Below are 17,809 nucleotides of genomic sequence, written 5' to 3' on the forward strand. Positions count from 1 at the left end.
ACGACTACGCTGACGTCCGGCTCACCCGGTCCATCCAGGACTCGACATCGGCGGCGGTACGCGGCAGCCCGTCGGACAGGATCGTGCACCCGCTGTCGGTGATGAGGATGTCCTCCTCGATCCGGAAGCCCATCCCGCGCATCTCCGCCGGGATCAGGGCGTCGTCGGCCTGGAAGTAGATGCCCGGCTCCACCGTCAGCACGTGCCCCTCGGCGAGGGTCCCGTCGAGGTATTCGGTGGACCGCGCCTGCGCGCAGTCGTGCACGTCCAGGCCGAGCATGTGCCCCGACCCGCACAGGGTCCACCGCCGGTGCAGGCCGTTGTCCTCCTGCAGCGCCTCGTCCGCCGACACCGGGAGTACGCCGAGGTCGGCCAGCCCGTGGGCGAGGACCGTCATCGCCGCCCGGTGGAACTCCCGGTAGGCCACGCCCGGCTTCAACACGGCGATCGCGGCGTCGTTGGCTCGGCGGCACAGCTCGTAGAGGTCGCGCTGCAGCGGCGAGAAGCACCCGGAGATCGGCAGGATCCGCGTCACGTCGGCGGTGTAGAGCGAGGTCGTCTCCATCCCAGCGTCGAGCAGCAGCAGGTCGCCGTCGCGCAGCGGCCCGTCGTTGTCGGTCCAGTGCAGGGTCGCCGCGTGCGCGCCCGCCGCCACGATCGAGTTGTAGCCGACGTCGTTGCCCTCCAGCCGGGCCCGGGACCAGAAGACGCCCTCCAGGCTGCGCTCGCTGCCGCCGGGCAGGGCCCGCACGACGTCCTCGAAGCCCCGGGTGGTGCCGGCGACAGCCTCACGCAGTTGGGCGACCTCCCACGCGTCCTTGATCAGGCGCAGCTCGCTGAGGACCGTCGCCACCTCGGGATCGGTCTGGTCCCGGCCGCCCTCGCGCAGGTCGTCGATGTGCCGGGTCGGCAGCCCGAACTGCTTGGCGCTCTCGGCGAGGGTCGCCCGCCGACCGGCCCACAGCTCGCCGTGCTTGCGGTCGCGGAAGAACTCGCCGTTGTCGCGGTCGGAGCGCGGCCGCAGGTAGAGCGCGCACTCCCCGTCGGGCTCCTTGACGAGCACGCCCTCGGAGGACTGGTCGCCGCTGAGCCACACGTAGGCGGAGTGCGGCCGGAAGCGGTAGTGCTGGTCGGCGGAGCGCTGCCGGAAGTCTCCCGACCGGACGATGATCCGCTCGCCGGGGAAGGCCTGCTGCAGCCGGTCGCGCCGGGCCGGTGTCCAGGCCGCGACCTCCAGCGGTGGCGGATCGAGCTCGGTGTCGAGCCAGCCGGTCCGCATGAACTCCTCCAGTGCGGCGGAGACCGGCAGGTCGTGGCTTCCGGTGTGGAACTTCTTCATCGCTACCTCCCAGGGTGGGGTCCGGGAGCACGCCCCCGGACCCCGCTTGTCTAGCTGAACGCCTTCACTTCGAGCAGGCCCACCGAGCTGGTGCCGTTGCTCTGCAGCAGCACCCGCAGCCTGGTGGTGTTGACCGCGGTGAAGGTGACGGTGTTGTACTGGTTGACCGCTATCGGGTAGCCGCCGGCTCCCGGAACATCAACATAGGCGCTGCCGTTCCAGGACTGCAGCTTCCACGACGACGGCACGTCGATGCCCTGGCCGTCGTCGAAGAAGTAGACCTGCGCCTGCTTGATCGACTGTGCCGACGACCAGGTCAGGTCGGCCCACTGCTGGCCGGTCTGCGGCCAGGTGCCCCAGCGGTTGCCCTGGTTGGTGCCGCCGGAGTTGGAGCTGGTCGGGTCGCCGCCGGTGTTGATCGCGGCACAGCTCTCCCACGCCGAGGTGAAGGAGCACGACGGGGTCGCGGTCAGGGCGAGGTTCCCGCCGCCACCACCACCGCCGACGACTAGCTGGAAGGTCCGGTTCACCGGGGCGCTCTGGGCGTCGTAGTCGCGCAGCTCCACGTTGAACGAGTAGGTGCCGGCCGTGGTCGGCGTACCGGTGACGGCTCCGGTGAAGCGGTCCAGGGTCAGGCCCGGCGGGAGCGAGCCGCTGGTGACGCGCCAGTCGTAGAACGGCACGCCGCCCTTGGCCGCGAGGGTCTGCGTGTAGGCCTGGCCGGTCGGGGCGTTGGGCAGGGTGGTGGTGGTGATCGAGGGTGCCAGGAACGGGGTGAGGTTGCGGTTGAGCGGCCAGCCCGCGTTCTCGGCGACGAGCAGTGCCAGCTTGGTCAGCATCCACCTGCGGGTCGGGAAGAGGTGGTTCCAGCCGCCGCTCTGCCCGCTGAGGCGGTCCCAGTAGGGCTGCGTGCCGGGGATGTGGTAGCTGCTGTCCAGCGGCACGGCCCGGCCCTGATAGGCGGTGACCTCGGCGTCGTTGACGCCGCCGGAGGTGACGAAGCTGCGCATCCCGGCCCAGTCGCTGTGGTACGCCACGGCGTGGCCGTACTCGTGCATGACCAGGCCGTGGACGTCGAGCACGTTGCCCGCGATCTCGGTCTTGTACCAGTCCTCGTCGGCGAGGGAGGTGAACAGCTGCTTGCCGGCCTCGTCGTACTCGAAGATCATCGCGGTGGAGCGGTGGAGCGGGCCGGGCAGCTGCACGCCGTTGCGGGTGGCGTATTTGCCGTTGGCGGCCGGGTAGCCGGTGGAGTAGGGGGTCTGGATGCCCCGGAAGAAGACCCACATGCCGTTGTAGGCGGCGTTGTTGGTGACGGTGATGTTGTTGGCCCAGTCGTTGCCGGGCAGGTGGTTGGTCTCCGCACCGGCAGCGACGGTGTCGAACGGCTGGATGCTGAAGAACCGGTACCAGTCCTTCACGGCCTCCTCCGCTGCGGTGCGGAACGCCGGGTTGGTGAAGTAGCCGGTGATGGTGTCGTAGCGGTAGTCGAAGGTGATCGGAATGGTCGGTTCGATCGCGGTCTTCTGGTCCTGCTGCACCCGGATCGGCATGGTCTGGGTGTATGTCGTGCCGTTGCCGGCCCGGACCGACAGCCGCAGCGTGTAGAGCTCGTCGACCCCCGGCGCGCGCTTGGAGTGGATCGCCAGCTTGAAGGTCTTCGTCTCGGTGGCGCCGGCGAAGGTGAGCTGCTTGGTCGCGCCGGTGGCGGTGAGCTGGCTGGGCAGGTCCATCATCAGCCGGGAGGTGCCCTCGGCCTTGAGGTCGATGGTCACCGGGAACGGGACGTCCGTCGGCGGCTTCACGGTCAGCTCGATGTAGGGATTGGCTAGGTAGCCCTCCCAGTCGACGAGCTTGACGCCGTAGTCGTTGACGACCCGGCCGAACCGGTCGACGACGGTGGCGGTGCCGGCGGCGTGCGCCGGTGGGACGGCGATGAACAGGGAGGCGAGGAGCACCAGTACGAGGGTGGAAGCGCGTTTCATGGCGGGATACCTCAGTTCTTGATGCCGGTGAGGGTGACACCTTCGATGAAGTAGCGCTGCAGGACGAAGAACAGCGCGATGATCGGGGCGATGACGGCGGCGGACGCGGCCATCAGGTAGCCCCACTGGGTGATGTAGATGCTCTGGAACGCCGCCAGGCCCAGCGAGAGCGTGTACTTCTCCTCGTCGTTGAGGTAGAGCAGCGGGCCGAGGAAGTCGTTCCAGGTGCCGATGAAGGTGAAGATCGTGACGACGACGATCGCGGGTTTGGACAGCGGCATGACGATCGTCCAGAAGACCCGCCAGGGCGAGGCGCCGTCGATGTAGGCGGCCTCGTCCAGCTCGAACGGGATGGTGAGGAAGAACTGCCGCAGCAGGAAGACGTTGAGCACCCCGCCGCCCGCTCCGGCAAACCAGCTCGGCACCGTCAACGGGATGATCGTGTTGAGGGCGCCGAGCTCCTGCCACATCACGAAGGTCGGGATCAGCGTCACGGCGTAGGGCAGCATCACGCCGCTGAGCAGCATCGCGAAGACGACGTTGCGCCCCCGCCAGCGCAGGCGGGAGAAGCTGAACGCGGCGATCGAGCAGGTGATGACGGTGCCCAGGACGTTGACGACGGCGATGACGACCGTGTTGACGGCGTACCGGCCGAAGGGCTGCGCGGTGAGCGCCTCGGGGAAGTTGGACCACTGGAACGGGTCCGGCATCCACTGCGGCGGCGCGATGAACATCTGCGTGTCCTGCATCAGGGCGCTGCGGATCAGCCACACGAACGGCAGCAGCGTCGGCACCGCCCCGGCGGTGAGGGCCAGGTAGAGCAGGGGCCTGCCCCTCATCGCGCACCCGCCATCTCGTAGTAGACCCAGCGCCGCGCGTTGCGGAACAGCACGAAGGTGACGAGCAGGATGATCATGAAGAGCACCCAGGCGAGCGCGCTCGCGTAGCCCATCTCGCTCTCCCGGAACGCGGTGCGGAACAGGTAGTAGACGTAGAAGAGGGTGGCGTTGTCGGGACCTCCTTCGGTCATCACATAGGCCTGGTTGAACACCTGGAACGTGCCGATGACCCCGACGACGAGGTTGTAGAAGATCGTCGGGGTCATCATCGGTACCGTCACGTGGCGGAACCGGTGCCACGGCCCGCCCCCGTCGACGGACACGGCCTCATAGAGGTGCTGCGGTACGCCCTGCAGTCCCGCCAGGAAGATCACCATTGTGTTGCCGAAGCCCCACGTGCTCATGATGATCAGCGACGGGACCGCCGTCTCCTCGTCGTAGATCCACATGCCGGTCGGCAGCCCGGCCTGGCTCAGCAGCGCGTTGAGCAGCCCGAAGTCCGGGTTGAAGATCCAGAGCCAGAGGACCACGTTGGCGATCGCAGGGACGAGCGTGGGCAGGTAGAAGATGGTCCGCCACACGGGCAGGCCGCGCAGGCGCTGGTTGAGCAGCATCGCCGCGGCGAACGCGACGATCAGCGCGACCGGGACGGCGCCCAGCGTGTAGTAGGTCGTGGTGCCCAGGGACTTCCAGAACAGCTCGTCGTCGGCGAGCGCCGCGTAGTTGCCGGTGCCGACGAACGCGGGTGTGCCGCCGATCTGCCAGTCGGTGAGGCTGAGGCCGAGCGAGGCGATCATCGGCCCGGCCGTGAAGACGGCGAAGCCGAGGATGGCCGGCACGGCCATGAGCAGGCCCCAGCGCCGCTCCAGGCGCCGCTGGCCGGACAGGGCCGCCATACCGCTACAGCCCCTGCGTGGGTTGCCAGCCCTGCATCCGGCTGGTGACCTTGGGTGCGATCTCCTTGAGCACCTCGGCGGCGGTCCGCTTGCCGGTCTCGATCGCCTGCAGCGCCGGGGTCAGCACATCGCTGTTGATCGCCGACAGGTTCTTGAGCCGCCCGCGCAGGTCCGGCACGCCGTGGTCGCGCGCGTAGTCCACCACCGCGGTGCGGAACTCGGGCGGGTGCGCGTCGTTCTTCGTCCACGAGTCGATCGCGGCCTGGTCCTCGTAGTACTTGCGCTCCTGCGGCATCCACAGGCCGAGCCGGTAGAGGTCGACGTGGGCGGGGTCGATGTGGAAGGCGAAGAGCTCGATCGCCTCCTCGACGTGCTTGCTCCCGGCGAAGACGGCGGAGGCCCCGGCGACCTGGCTGGTGGTGTAGGGCGTGTCGTACTTCGGGAGCACGCCGATGCCGTAATCGGCCTTGCTCTCGTTCATGTCCAGCAGGCTCCAGTGGCCGTCGACGACCATCGCCACCCGCTTCGTCTTGAGCAGGATGTTGGTGCCCGGCACGTCGTCGCCGGTCGCGGCGAGCTGCCCCGGTCCGGGAGCCACCCGGTGCTTGTAGATGAGGTCCTGCAGGTTCTGGAACACCTCGATCGCCTCGGGCGCGTCGAGCAGGCACCTGGTTCCGGCGGCATCGGCGAAGTCGGCGCCGTTGCTGCGCAGGAAGCCGTACCAGGCCGCGGCGTAGGTGATGCTGCTGGAGACGCCGAACTGCCGGACCTTCTTGGGGTCGAAGCCGGACTCGTCGGGGTGCTTCCCGTTCTGGTCGATCGTGAGCTTGTAGGCGTTCTCGACGAGCTGGTCCCAGGTCCACGCAGCGGCCGCGGTGGCGGGCGGCGGGGAGATCCCGGCGGCGGCGATGGCGGACCTGCTGTACCAGAGCAGCTCGATCTCGTTCGCGGTCGCGACCCCGTGCAGCCGGTCCTTGCCGTACCACAGGTACGCGTCCGGCAGGTAGCCCTTGAGCTGCGGGTATTTGCTCAGGTAGGGGAAGAGGTTGACGAGCTTGCCCTGCTCGGCGAGGCGGTAGGACATCGCCATCGGGATGTAGCCGACGTCGGGGACGTTGCCGCTGGCGACGAGGGTGTTGAGCTTCACGTCGTACTCGTCCGGGGTGAACAGCGGCTTGACCTTCGTACCGGCATTCGCCTGCTCGAAGGCTTTGAGCATCTTCTCCACGGCCTTCTGCTCGAAGGTGGAGCCCCAGTACATGAATTGCAGCTGCGCGCCGGCGGCGGAGCCGTCGTCTCCGCAGGCGGCGAGCAGCGCGGTCAGGCCGCCGAGGGCCAGCAGTTCCCGTCTCTTCATCGGATTCCTTCGAAGGGGTGCGGCAGCCAGACCCGCATCGCGCCGCCGTCGCGGTTGTCCCACTGGAAGTACGGGACGGCGGTGGCGGTGACGGCGGTGCTGGCCGGTGGGGGGTGGTCGCCGTACGGCAGGCCGCCGGACGGCTGGTGGATCGCCCGGGCGTCGGCCTCGATCAGCACGGTGCGGCCCACGCCGGGCAGGTCTTGCATGCCGACCACGCGCAGCTCGGTGCCGGGGATCAGCGCCAGCTCGTCGACGTCGGCGGACTGGTCGGCCTGCTCGAAGCAGTAGACGAGCGGACCTCGTTCGACGGCGGCGCACCCGCGTACCGCGTCGATCCGCGGATGCGGGAAGACCAGCCGGGGCGCGAGGTCGAGCCGGAGCTCGACGTGCTCGCGGGGGTTGGAAAGGACCAGGTAGCCGCGCTCGTCCGGGGTGACGGGCACCGGCGTGCCGTCGACGAGCACGGTGGTGGTGCGGCTCCACGCGGGAATGCGCAGGGCCAGGCGCCACGTCGCGGGTGCCCGTGCGACCGAGATGCCGACCCGGCCGTCCCACGGGTAGTCCGTGGCGACGGCGAGCTCCACATCGGATGACCGGATCGTGCCGGGCGCGTACTGGTGCAGGTAGAGGCAGTCCTCGTCGCGGGTGGCGAGGTAGTGCCCGAGCGAGGCGACCGTCCGCATGATGTTGGGCGGGCAGCAGGCGCAGTCGAACCACTCCCTGCGCCGCCCGTCGTAGCGGTCGGCGGAGTAGTCGGCCCGGCGCTGCAGCGGGTTGACGTAGAAGAACCGCAGCCCGTCGGTGGAGGTGGCGGCCGCGAAGGCGTTGTAGAGCGTGCGCTCGAACAGGTCGGCGTAGCGTCCGTCGCCGGTGGCGAGCAGCAGGCGCCAGTTCCAGTGCAGGCTCGCGATCGCCGCGCAGCTCTCGTTGTATGCCCGGTCCGGCGGCAGCTCGTAGCGCTCCCCGAACGCCTCGCCGTCGTGGCGCGAGCCGTGGCCGCCGGTGAGGTAGGTCTTGGTGGCGACCAGGTCCTCCCAGCGCCGGACGGAGCAGTCCAGCAGCGACCGGTCGCCGGTCTCCAGGTAGACGTCGACGATGCCCGCTTCGAGGTAGAGCTGGCGCACCGCGTGGCCGACCGCGGTGTCCGCCTCGCGTACCGGGAGGTGGTCCTGGGCGTAGAGCGGGCCGAGGCCCACGTCGCGGATGAGTCCCCGGCCGCGGTTGTCGATGAGCTTGCGGGCGAGCGCGAGATAGGACCCTTCGCCGGTGAGCCGGTAGAGCTCGACGAGGGCCGTCTCCACCTCGGGATGGCCGTCGAGGCCGTCGTCGCCGCCGTCGAGGAAGACCGCGACGAGGTGGTCGGCGAGCCGCCGCGCCACGGCCGGCAACAGCGGCGCCGCACCGGCCCGCGCGGCGGCCACGGCCGCCTGCAGCAGGTGGCCCGCGCAGTACATCTCGTGGCTGTACTCCAGCTCCGCGTAGATCAGGTCGGGCTTGACGAGCTGGTAGTGCGAGTTGAGGTAGCCGTCGGGACGCTGCGCGCGGGCGAGCAGCTCCGCCGAGGCGGTCAGGAACGCCTCGTAGCCGGGGTCCGGCTGCCGGGCGTGCTCCCACGCCACGGCTTCGAGCTGCTTGTAGAGGTCGGAGTCCTGGAACCGGTAGCCCCGGAAGCCGCCCTTGCCCTCCCCCGCCGCCAGGCGCAGGTTGGGCACGCTGCCGCCCTGCTCGACCTGCCGGAGTCCCAGCGGGATGCTCGCCGTCCGGTTGGTCTGCTGCCAGCGCCCGAGCGGGCCGCCGGTGATCTGGACCTCGTCGAGGCCGAGCGGCCGCTGCACGGCGTGGGATCCGGCGGTGGGGACCGCCGGTCCGCAGATCCGGGGAGACGCGGCCATGAAGCCTCCATAAAGGTCAAAATCAAGAAAATCCCTGATTTGGTACGCCATCCGTAGCCATCGGCGTTCTGTACACGATGAACGCCGAAAACCTTTTCGGCAAGGGTTCATCTATGTCTCGATCACGGAGCAACCGAAAGGCTTTCGGCGGCGGATTGTTCAACGAAATGGTTGAACAATCCGCCGCCGTCGACTATCTTCAACCGTATGGTTAAAGATTCGGCGGTGCTGGACGGGGTCTTCCACGCCCTCGCCCACGAGGCGAGGCGCGACATGCTGCGCCGGCTCGCCGGCAGCGAGCTCTCGATCGGCGAACTCGCCGCCCCGTTGCAGATGTCCTTCGCCGCGGCGTCCAAGCACGTCAAGGTCCTCGAGGACGCCGCGCTGATCCGGCGCACCGTCATCGGCCGCCGCCATCTGTGCCGACTGCGGCCCGAGCAGCTCTCCGGCGCGAGCGCGTGGCTGCGCTTCTACGAGCAGTTCTGGGACGCCCGGCTCGACGCGCTGGAGCAGGTCCTGGAGAACCCGATCTCATCCAACCCTGAGGAGACGACATGAACACCGGCCATGCCACAGTCCCCGCCGTGCGGCGCGAACGCGTCCTGACCGCCCCGCCGCACGCGGTCTACCGCGCCTGGCTCGACCCCGTCATCCTGCAGCGGTGGCTCGCACCCGGGACGATGGAGTGCGTCCGCGCCGAGGTCGACGAGCGAATAGGCGGGCGCTACCGCATCTGGCAGAACGCGTCGGGGCAGCCCGGCGGCGGCTTCGACGCCGAGATCCTGGACCTCGTCCCGGACCGGCGCATCATCTGGCAGTGGGCCTTCGTCGGCCCCGACCGCGAGGCCGGACCGGTCTTCGACTCCCGGCTCACCGTGACGCTGGACGGCACGCCGGACGGCGGGACCCGCCTGGTCCTGCTGCACGAGCACCTCGACGCCCTCGCCGCGGCGCACCCCGACGTCGCCGATCAGGTCGGCAACGGCTGGGAATCGGTCCTCGACAAGCTCGACGCGCTGGCCACGGCCTGATCCGCCGACCCGGGTCGCCGCGGTGCCGGCGATCCGGGTCTCAGCCCGCCGCCTTCTTCACCAGCGCGGCGATCTTCTTCTCGCCGGCAGCGGTCAGCTCCGTCAGCGCGAAAGCCGTCGGCCACATCACGCCGTCGTCGAGGTCCGCCGTGTCGTTGAAGCCCAGCGTCGCGTACCTCGACTTGAATTTCTGCGCGGCCTGGAAGAAGCAGACGACCTTGCCGTCCCTGGCGTAGGCGGGCATCCCGTACCAGAGCTTCGGCGCGAGGGCCGGGGCGTTGGCCTTGACGATGGCGTGGATCCGCTCGGCCAGGACGCGATCCGGCCCGGGCATCTCGGCGATCTTCTCCAGCACCGAGTTCTCCTCGTCCTGCCCGGCCTTGCGGCGCGAAGCGGCCTTCAGCTCCTTGGCGCGCTCCTTCATCGCGTCGCGCTCCTCGTCGGTGAAGCGGGCGGACTTCTTGGCGGTCGCGGTGGCGCTCGTGGCGGCCTTCTTCGTGTCCTTCATGGCAGGTCTGCCCCCCGGCGGGTCGTGGTGGGAAACGACCTTCAGGTGAGGGAGCAGCCGAGGCGGTGGCTTCTCCGAAACTGATCGGGCGTTCACCTGGGTGAGACCAGCGACGATATCGAGGCGGCGGCCGACGGCCCAGCACCCCGGTGCCGACACGCCTACTTCGGGCGGCGGGCGCCGATCAGCAGGCCGAGGAGGCCGCCGACGGCGAGGACGATCACCGCGTACCGGATCTTCGTCGGATCGGTGAGCAGGGCCTCGCCGACCGCGCCGTCGGGCGTCGCCGACAGCGACGTGCCGCCGAGGTGGCCGAGGCCCTCGGTCGCCAGGAGGTAGAGGCCGGGCAGGGCCCCGGCGACCGGGAACCAGAAGAGCGCGGGGTCGTCCGCGCGCAGTGCCCGGACGGAGTGCATCGCGGCGAGGAGCCCGGCGACGACCGGCTGCAGGTAGAGGAACCGGGTCTCGGCCGTCGCCTGGGCGGCCTGCGCGGCAGCGGGGCCGCCGCCGAGGACCGTCAGCAGGTTCGGCTTGAGCACCGACAGGATCAGGCCCGCGAAGAGCACCCAGGTCATCGCCCACAGGCTCGCGCCGAGCACACCCTCGGGCAGTATCGCGAACGCGCCGCCGAGAACGCACGCCACCGCGACGGTGATGGCGAGCATCGTGACCGATGTCCCCGGCCCGTAGGCGAGCCGCACCCCGACGGCGGTCACCAGGCCGAAGGCGGCACCGGCCACGAAACCCACGAGCAGGCGCCGCCCGGCACCGGCATAGCGGGAGGCGGCCGCACCGGCGATCGACGCAGCCGTGATGAGCGAGGCGCTGAGGACATCGGGCATCGCCGCGACGGCCGCGCCGAGCGCTCCGGTCCCGCCGGGCGCGCCGTGCAGCGACGCGTACGCCGTGAACACCGTGATGCCGAGCCACAGCAGGCCCAGATAGACCTCCGTCTTGACGCCCGTGCTCGCTTCCGGCTCTTCGGTGTCGGTGATGGTATCGACGGCCACGTCAACGTCCAATGAGATCGGGGGGTTCGGGGCGAGGGCGATCGTACGCGTCCCCGGATCCGCCGCGAGACCCAGCCCGCTGTCGGCCGGGTGCCTTCCGCCCCGCCGCGGCAGGCGGGTAGTTTCGTGGTTTCTCCTGGCGCAGTGGAGGTGCACCGGTGGACCTGACCACGGCCTACACCGATTCCTCGTACCGGCAGCCCGACCCGGTGCAACGGCCGGCGGACCGCCGTCCGACCAACGAGCAGTGGGTGCTCATCGCCGCGGTGTGGCTGCTGTCGACGTGGTCGCCACGGCCAGCTGCCGCCTGGGCGCCGGTCCTCGTCTCCGGACGGACCTCGTCTCGCCAGGACCGGCAGTGGCCCGAACCGCCTGCGGCGGCCGAGATCGCCGTCGCCGCGGACCTGCCCGAGGCCACCGGTGCGACGGTGCTGACCAGCAGGGTGTCCCCCGGGCCTGGACAGTCCTACCAGCCCGCCCGCACCGATGCGGAGACGGCGGCGGAGCTCGTCACCCTGATCTCCCACACGGTGGCGGTCCCCGACCGGCGGGCGGAGTCACTGGTGCGGTTCCTCGCCGAGCAGCTCGCCGGTCCGTACTGCGACCTGCTCCGGCTCACCACCGGCACCGAGGGGCCGCTGCACCTGCTGCACCGCGACACCTACGGCAACACGCTGCGGGTCAGCCTGAACCCGGCGGTGCAGGTCGAGCCGCCGCCGTCGTTCGCGGCCGACGGTCCCGACGCCGTCCTGCGTACCCGGATCGCCTGCGTCATGACGCTGCTGAGCGACATGCTGTGGTTGAACAACAGCAGCCCGGTCACCTTCCGGTTCCGGATCGGCCGACTCGACGACGGCGACGGGGACCCAATGGCCGCGGCTGCCCGCTGGTGGTCCGAGATCGGCGAGGAGTCCGATGAGGACGAGTTCCGCCCCGTCTCCGCCGCCGACCTGCGGGCCGGCATCCGCATCCTGGTGCGGATGCACCTGAGCGAGCTGTTCGACGGCGAGTGGAGCGGCATCGAGGAGTTCCCGGAGGTTCCCGACGGGCACATCTCGACGTTCCTCGCCGACGAGCTGGCCGACCTCGTCCTCGCCCGGCTGGGCGACGACCCGCAGGTCGCGGTCGCGGGCTTCCTGCCGGTGGCGTGGCCGCCGCCGGAGGAGGGGCTCGACGACGACATGCGGACCACCGTGCTGCTGGTCGCCGGTGCCGAGGTGGCGTCCCTGGAGATTGACCTCGTCTGCTGACGGGCCTCACCTGTGCGGTCGGCTTCGCTGCCGTGTCCTCATTCGATCCAGATCGGCCCGGGCCACCACCGGCGACCGGAAATCCATGAGACCTTCCATTGAATCCAGCCGATGTGTAGATTTTCTTCAGGCATCCGCACCTCCATGAAGGAGTTCTCAGGTGACGACACCCCTCCGCCGCCGCGGCATCATCTCGGCCCTCGCCTCCACCGCAGCGGTCATCGCGATCAGCGCCTTCGGCGCGTCCCCCGCGCACGCCGCGACCGCCAAGACCCTGACCACCTACACCTTCCAGGCGCAGCAGACCGGCTACTGGTGCGGACCCGCCGCGACCCGGCTCGCGCTGACCGTGCGCGGCTACGCACCCACCCAGGCCACGCTCGCCTCCCGGCTGCCCACCGACACCGCGGGCACCGACTCGATCACCCAGGTGATGGCCGTGCTCAACAGCTACGCCAACGTCAACAACTGGTACGAGCACAAGGTCGTCAACAACAACAGCGCCGCCGAGCAGAACCTGCTGAAGTCCGACATCGTCTTCGACATCGACCGCAACTACGCCCTCGTCCTCAACGTCCGGGGCGGGCGCACCGACACCGCGGGGGTCTACCACAACTACCCCAACGGCCACTACCTCACCGTCGTGGGCTACAGCAGCTCCGGCGCGTACGCGGTGATCGAGGACGTCGCGCTCGGCAGCGGGCACCGCTACACGATGACGGTCGCCAACCTGTCGTGGTGGATCTGGTCCACCAGCGGCTACACCGCCTGACGGGGCCCTGTCCGCAACCGTCGCAGGGCACCGTCGGCGCCCTGCGACGGGCTGTCCCAGCAGTTCGCGGTGCCGCCGTCGGCTACGGACCGAACAGGGCTTAGCATGCGCCGATGCCGCTATTCCAGCCGGACGCCTGGCGTCCCTTCGTCATGGCGCTACGCAGCACCATCCCACCAGGCGTCCGAGAGGCCGAGTTCCGCGGCACGCTGGCCCGGGGTTCGTTCGGAGGCTCGATCGCTTACGACGGCGACACCCGCAGAGCAGGCCTGGACCTCGATCGCGGTGACCGGCCGATGGACGCCCTCCGGCCGCTGTCGGCACTGGTTGACGGGGCGCCCGTCGCGGTGCGGGCAGTGGCGGACGAGTCCGGCGCGGCCACCGTGAGCATCGTCGCGGCGAGCCCGCAGCTCACCTTCGGGATGGGCCACGACATCCTGGAGACCGTCCTGCTCGTCGCCGGAGCGGATCCGGAGCCCTACCGGCGAGTGCCGGTGCGGCACGACGGTGCGGCCGTGTCGCCGGGCGCCGACCCGGCCGCGGTGACCGCCCTGGTCGGCCGGCTGCTCCCTGCTGCGCAGCCCGCCGATCCGTCGGCGCTGGCGGCGGCCGAGTCGGGGCTCGGCGCTCGGCTCCCCGACGATGTGCGCGCCCTCTACCTCGCCGCGGGCAGCGGCGAGCTGATCATGCAGCCGACGGACGAGGACCTCTTCTACGGCTTCCAGATCATGCCGCTGGACGACGCGGCGGCGCGCTCCTACCTGGAACCACCGCAGCGGTACCTGTCCTGGGCCTACGGCGCCACCGAGGCCGTCGCACCCGACCCGCACGAGCGGGTGCAGGCGCTCGCCACCTCACCGGCATGGTTCGTCATCGGTGACGACTGGGGCGGCAACCTCTACGTGGTCGACCTCGCACCCGGTCCACAGGGGACCGTCGGGCAGGTGCTCTTCGTCGACCACGAGACCACCATGGGTGCGAGCTGGGTCGCGCCCTCGTTGACCGAGCTGCTCACCCGGCGCCCGGCCGGGATGTCCGGCCCAGGTCCGCAAGGTGCGCTGGTGGTCCGGGTCGGACCTCGCAGCGGCAAGACGGTCGCCGACGTCCGACCGGAGACGGAGGTGCTGTTCACCGGTTCCGCGCTCGAACCGGTCGACCTCTCCCCGCTCGCCGGCCACGGCCGACTGCGGACCCTGGTCGGCGGAGCGGGCACGATCGCCGACCTGGCCGCGATCACCGGGCTGCCGGCGCTGGAGTACCTGCAGCTCGACATCGCGGGCTGGCAGGAGCTGATCCGTGCCGGGCAGGTCCCGCCGAACCTGCTCGCCGCCGGGCTGATCGGCCGGGCCGACTGGGCCGCGACGGTCGAGGTGGTCAACGACCTGCTCGCGGCGTGGGACCTCCCGGCGATCGAGGTGACCGAGATCCGGCCTATGTAGCCCGACAGGGCTCCGGTTCGGACACCTCATCAGTCACACCGCTCGATGGGTTGACCTGCCGCAGTCACATGGCGAACATTCATGCGAATGTGCCGACCGTGTAATCCGCACGGACGTGCCGACGTGCCCGGCCCTGGCCGGAATCGAACGCCTGGATGTGCCGGTCGACGCCGTCCGAGCGCTATCGTGATCGGGGAGAGGACGTTGCCGTGGCGGATTTTGCGGGCACATTCACCGACGCCGGCTCGCCGGGCGTCTTCGTCCATCTCTACGCGACCGAACACGACGGCCTCCTGAGGCATGTCGCCACCGTGACGCCGACCGCCGCGCCACCGGCCATCGCACCGGATCGGTTCGCCGTCATCATCGACACCCAGTCCACGATGGGCGTCGACCATCCGGACCGGGTGTGGCTCCTCACCGAGGCGGGGCCGGCGGACGAGGGCGGCACGTCGTTCATCGCCTGCTGGGTGGACCTGCCGCAGCCCGCCGCGCCGCAGGACCTCGCTCCCGGCATCCTGGCCGCCTTCGGCCCGCCCGTGGCCCTGGTGGCGCAGGCGGACGGCATGTTCAACGTGCCGCACACCGCGTACCTGCTCAGCGGGGGCTATGTCGGGAAACCACGGCTGGTCTGCCTGACCGCGCAGTCGGACGTGTCGATGCCGTGGACCGGCGGTCTGCCGGCTCGCTGGTTCTTCCGGCGGGCATTGGCGACCGCACGCCGGGGGTTCGGCAACTGGGACGACGTTCCGCTGTGGATACACCGATCGGCGCACGGCGGGCTCGAGATCGCCATGCCCGACGGGGTCCGGATCGTGGCCTACGTGCCGCGGGCCGAGGACCATCAGGGCATCGCCGAGGAGGTCATCCGGGACACGATCGTCACCCTGAACTTCGACGAGGGCCGCATCCGCATCAGCGTCGCCAACGAGGCCGGCGAACGTCCCGTCGTCGCCCATGTGGCGGGGAGCCCTTTCGAGACCATCGGGCACCTGCCGCCGGGCATGGAGCCCGAGGACTACCTCCGGCGGGCCGGGGACGACGAGCCCTCAGCCGAGCTGCACCTGCACGAGATGGCCGTGAACCTCACCGAGGGCAGGCCCCGGCTGGCCATGCGGTCGTTCTACTACTACCTGCACTTCGCCGACCTCCAGCACGAGGGCACCGCCGGGGACGCGGTCGGGTTCGGCGTCCAGATCCTGATCGCGCTGGCGAAGGCGGAGGAGCACGATTACGCCGAGTGGCTGGGCGGTCGGCTCGCCGCGCTCGCGCAGGAGCACGGGTTCACCGACCGGGCGCGGATGGCCTCCTGGTACGCGGCATCGTCGGCGGAGGCTCTGGGCTGGCCGGACCAGGCGATCGGCCACTACCGCCGGGCCATCGAGGACTACGGCCGGTTCGAGGGGGTGCAGGAGCCGCAGCTGCGGCTGAGCTACGGTCTCGCGCTGCTGTCGTTCTGCGCCGGCGACGAGTTCACCGGGAGCACGGACCTGGACGACGTGACCCGCGATCACGCCGAGCGGGCCGACGATCAGCTCCAGCGGGCGGAGGCCCTCTTCCGCCGGATGCCCCCCGACCGGGTCCGCGAGTCGCGGTGGCGGGTGGCCCTCGGCCGGGCCCGGGTGCGGGACCTGCTCGGCGACCACGACGGTGCGCTGGACGACCTGCAGGCGCTCATGGAGGCTCCCGGGTTCTCCGACGTGGAGGTGTTGCACACCACCGGCCTCGTCCACACGCTGCTGGCCCTGTTCAAGCTCGGCCGCCACGATGAGGAGTACCGGCGCTGGCTGGCGAACTGGGCGTCGGACGATCGCGAAAAGTACCGGGCGCCGTTCCCGAGCCTCGTCATGACCTTCCTGCACCGCATGCTGCTGGCCGTCGTGGCCGCGGAGCACGGACCGCGCGACGCCGCCTTCCATTTCGCCGCCGAGGCGCATTTCCTGCAGGCCAAGGGTTGGGACGCGCTTCCCACCGCGTTGGCGCCGGACCGCCCGGTCCAGGGCTGGCTCGCCGTCGACACGGTCACGCCGCTGATCGCCCTGGCCCCGCCCGGCGACCGCGAGGCGGGATGGCTGGTGCTGTGCCTGGTCGACAACGCCAAGAGCCGCTACCTGAGGCGGGACCTGGATCTCCAGGTCGACGCGATGCGGCACCCGCAGTTCGGTGTCGGCGCGGCCCTCGCCCGCGAAACGCGCCGGCAGCTGCTGCTCAGCGAGATCGACCAGCGGCTGATCCTCGCCGACACCGAGGCCCACGGCGGCCGAGCGGAGGCGCAGCAGCCTTCGGTCACCGCCTGGCGGCTGACCGCCGCGCTCGTGGACACCGATCCGGGTCCGGTCGAGTCCGGCGCCCAGCTCACCCCCGAGGCGCTGGCCGACCTGTGGCGGCGGCTGCCCGCCGGGAGTGCGCTGGTCACCCTGCACGCGTCCGCCCGGCACACCTACGTCACGGTCGTCGCCGGTCCCGCATCCTGTCCGCGTACGCACATCCTGCCCCTGCTGGGTACGCGTCAGGTCCGCGAGCTGGCGATGCGGCTGCAGGCGCACTTCTCCGGCACCGGCGCCTACCCGAAGATCAATCCTCGGCGGCCGGGCCGCTACGACTCGGCGTTCCTGCGACCGCTGACCGACCTCGCGGAGCAGTTCGCCCCGATCCTCGACGACCTCGGCGGCGCGGACCTGGTCGTCGTGTCCCCGCACGGGCCGTGGCACCAGGTGCCGCTGCAGCTGCTCCTGCTTCCGGCGCTCTGGCAGCGGCGTCCGGGAGCCTGGCCGGGACTGTGCTCGGTGCCGAGCCTGAGCCTGCTGCGGCTCCTGCTCGACCGGACCGCCGCGCAGCCCTGGGGCAGCTTCAACGACATGTTCGTGTCGGCGGCACCGAGCAGCTCCGACGACCCCCACCAGTTCCGGCAGGCCTACGACCGGATCTGCGCCGTGCTGGGTCCCGCCGCATCCACATTGCACACCGCGTTCGGCGTCGAGGCGACGCCGGAGCATGTCCTGCGGGCGAGCGGCGTGCGGCTGCAGCACGTGCTGGCGCACGGCGTACACCTGGATGGTGCGCAGGTGATGCGGTCCGGCCTCGCGCTGAGCGACGGCGACCGGCTGCCCGATCGCGAACAGGCGCATGAGGGCAGGCTGCTGCGCGGCCTGGACCTGGTGACGAGCAGGGGTTCGGCCGAGCACGTCACCGTGCAGGCGTGCTCGCTGGGCCGGGTGATGGTCGCCGAGGGCGATGAGCTGTGGGGGTTCAACCGGGCGGTGCTGGGCAGCGGCGCGCGGACCGTCCTGTCGCCGATGTGGGACATCAACCTCGCCTCGTCGACCGCGCTGCTGCACCGATTCTACGAGCTGTGGCTGCGCGGCGGGATGGACAAGCACCAGGCGTGGTCCAGGGCGCAGTACACGCTGTTCAGCGGAGAATTCGGCGACGTGTGGTCGCACCCTTACCATTGGGCGGCCTTGAGCATGGTCGGCGTCTGAGAACAC

The 17,809-nt window shown here is 70.4% G+C and carries 14 protein-coding genes; 6 read left to right on the plus strand and 8 right to left on the minus strand.

The window, feature by feature from the left end:
• Window positions 1-4: 4 nt before the first annotated feature.
• The 6 genes from F4553_RS03360 to F4553_RS03385 are packed head-to-tail and all read right to left on the minus strand — an operon-like array spanning window position 5 to window position 8,311.
• Window positions 5-1,339 (minus strand): aminopeptidase P family protein, encoded by a 1,335-nt coding sequence (locus F4553_RS03360; protein WP_184831866.1) that lies wholly within the window; start codon window positions 1,337-1,339, stop codon window positions 5-7.
• 50 nt (window positions 1,340-1,389) lie between these two features.
• Window positions 1,390-3,324: an Ig domain-containing protein gene (locus tag F4553_RS03365; protein ID WP_184831868.1), complete on the minus strand. Its 1,935-nt coding sequence runs from the start codon at window positions 3,322-3,324 to the stop codon at window positions 1,390-1,392.
• An 11-nt stretch (window positions 3,325-3,335) separates the two neighbouring features.
• Window positions 3,336-4,163 (minus strand): carbohydrate ABC transporter permease, encoded by an 828-nt coding sequence (locus F4553_RS03370; RefSeq protein WP_184831869.1) that lies wholly within the window; start codon window positions 4,161-4,163, stop codon window positions 3,336-3,338.
• Entirely contained in the window at window positions 4,160-5,059 is a 900-nt protein-coding gene (locus F4553_RS03375) for a carbohydrate ABC transporter permease (RefSeq protein ID WP_184831871.1), read from the minus strand. Before F4553_RS03375 ends, F4553_RS03370 begins: the two co-directional genes overlap by 4 nt.
• 4 nt (window positions 5,060-5,063) lie before the next feature.
• On the minus strand, window positions 5,064-6,416 hold the full coding sequence (locus F4553_RS03380; protein WP_184831879.1) for an extracellular solute-binding protein: 1,353 nt from the start codon (window positions 6,414-6,416) through the stop codon (window positions 5,064-5,066).
• Window positions 6,413-8,311 (minus strand): glycoside hydrolase family 127 protein, encoded by a 1,899-nt coding sequence (locus tag F4553_RS03385; RefSeq protein ID WP_184831881.1) that lies wholly within the window; start codon window positions 8,309-8,311, stop codon window positions 6,413-6,415. Before F4553_RS03385 ends, F4553_RS03380 begins: the two co-directional genes overlap by 4 nt.
• A 207-nt stretch (window positions 8,312-8,518) precedes the next feature.
• On the opposite strand from F4553_RS03385, the gene F4553_RS03390 reads away from it, so the two are divergent.
• A complete protein-coding gene (locus tag F4553_RS03390; RefSeq protein ID WP_184831883.1) occupies window positions 8,519-8,869 on the plus strand; it encodes an ArsR/SmtB family transcription factor in 351 nt (116 codons plus the stop codon).
• Window positions 8,866-9,342 carry an SRPBCC family protein gene (locus F4553_RS03395; protein ID WP_184831885.1) on the plus strand — a complete coding sequence of 159 codons (477 nt, stop codon included), beginning with the start codon at window positions 8,866-8,868 and terminating at the stop codon, window positions 9,340-9,342. Before F4553_RS03390 ends, F4553_RS03395 begins: the two co-directional genes overlap by 4 nt.
• Before the next feature lie 40 nt (window positions 9,343-9,382).
• Here the strand turns inward: F4553_RS03395 and F4553_RS03400 are convergent, their stop codons facing one another.
• Together F4553_RS03400 and F4553_RS03405 are read right to left on the minus strand one after the other, a co-directional pair.
• Window positions 9,383-9,850: an iron chaperone gene (locus tag F4553_RS03400; RefSeq protein ID WP_184831887.1), complete on the minus strand. Its 468-nt coding sequence runs from the start codon at window positions 9,848-9,850 to the stop codon at window positions 9,383-9,385.
• A gap of 161 nt (window positions 9,851-10,011) precedes the next feature.
• The gene (locus tag F4553_RS03405; protein ID WP_184831889.1) at window positions 10,012-10,860 is read right to left on the minus strand and encodes a hypothetical protein; all 849 of its coding nucleotides are present in this window, start codon (window positions 10,858-10,860) and stop codon (window positions 10,012-10,014) included.
• A gap of 158 nt (window positions 10,861-11,018) precedes the next feature.
• Between F4553_RS03405 and F4553_RS03410 the strand changes: the two genes are divergently transcribed.
• From F4553_RS03410 to F4553_RS42205, 4 genes are all read left to right on the plus strand, one after another.
• Window positions 11,019-12,110: a hypothetical protein gene (locus F4553_RS03410; protein WP_184831891.1), complete on the plus strand. Its 1,092-nt coding sequence runs from the start codon at window positions 11,019-11,021 to the stop codon at window positions 12,108-12,110.
• Between the two features lie 160 nt (window positions 12,111-12,270).
• Window positions 12,271-12,882 (plus strand): C39 family peptidase, encoded by a 612-nt coding sequence (locus F4553_RS03415; protein ID WP_184831893.1) that lies wholly within the window; start codon window positions 12,271-12,273, stop codon window positions 12,880-12,882.
• A 113-nt stretch (window positions 12,883-12,995) separates the two neighbouring features.
• Window positions 12,996-14,321: an SMI1/KNR4 family protein gene (locus tag F4553_RS03420; protein WP_184831894.1), complete on the plus strand. Its 1,326-nt coding sequence runs from the start codon at window positions 12,996-12,998 to the stop codon at window positions 14,319-14,321.
• Between the two features lie 209 nt (window positions 14,322-14,530).
• A complete protein-coding gene (locus tag F4553_RS42205) occupies window positions 14,531-17,803 on the plus strand; it encodes a CHAT domain-containing protein (RefSeq protein WP_184831896.1) in 3,273 nt (1,090 codons plus the stop codon).
• Window positions 17,804-17,809: the final 6 nt, after the last annotated feature.

Source organism: Allocatelliglobosispora scoriae (genome assembly GCF_014204945.1).
Lineage (GTDB): Bacteria > Actinomycetota > Actinomycetes > Mycobacteriales > Micromonosporaceae > Allocatelliglobosispora > Allocatelliglobosispora scoriae.

What these genes read in the sequence shown, in the direction of transcription:
- F4553_RS03360 (WP_184831866.1), bottom strand. Translation starts at nt 1,339, where the DNA reads ATGAAGAAGTTCCACACCGGAAGCCACGACCTGCCGGTCTCCGCCGCA.
- F4553_RS03365 (WP_184831868.1), bottom strand. Translation starts at nt 3,324, where the DNA reads ATGAAACGCGCTTCCACCCTCGTACTGGTGCTCCTCGCCTCCCTGTTC.
- F4553_RS03370 (WP_184831869.1), bottom strand. Translation starts at nt 4,163, where the DNA reads ATGAGGGGCAGGCCCCTGCTCTACCTGGCCCTCACCGCCGGGGCGGTG.
- F4553_RS03375 (WP_184831871.1), bottom strand. Translation starts at nt 5,059, where the DNA reads ATGGCGGCCCTGTCCGGCCAGCGGCGCCTGGAGCGGCGCTGGGGCCTG.
- F4553_RS03380 (WP_184831879.1), bottom strand. Translation starts at nt 6,416, where the DNA reads ATGAAGAGACGGGAACTGCTGGCCCTCGGCGGCCTGACCGCGCTGCTC.
- F4553_RS03385 (WP_184831881.1), bottom strand. Translation starts at nt 8,311, where the DNA reads ATGGCCGCGTCTCCCCGGATCTGCGGACCGGCGGTCCCCACCGCCGGA.
- F4553_RS03390 (WP_184831883.1), top strand. Translation starts at nt 8,519, where the DNA reads ATGGTTAAAGATTCGGCGGTGCTGGACGGGGTCTTCCACGCCCTCGCC.
- F4553_RS03395 (WP_184831885.1), top strand. Translation starts at nt 8,866, where the DNA reads ATGAACACCGGCCATGCCACAGTCCCCGCCGTGCGGCGCGAACGCGTC.
- F4553_RS03400 (WP_184831887.1), bottom strand. Translation starts at nt 9,850, where the DNA reads ATGAAGGACACGAAGAAGGCCGCCACGAGCGCCACCGCGACCGCCAAG.
- F4553_RS03420 (WP_184831894.1), top strand. Translation starts at nt 12,996, where the DNA reads ATGCCGCTATTCCAGCCGGACGCCTGGCGTCCCTTCGTCATGGCGCTA.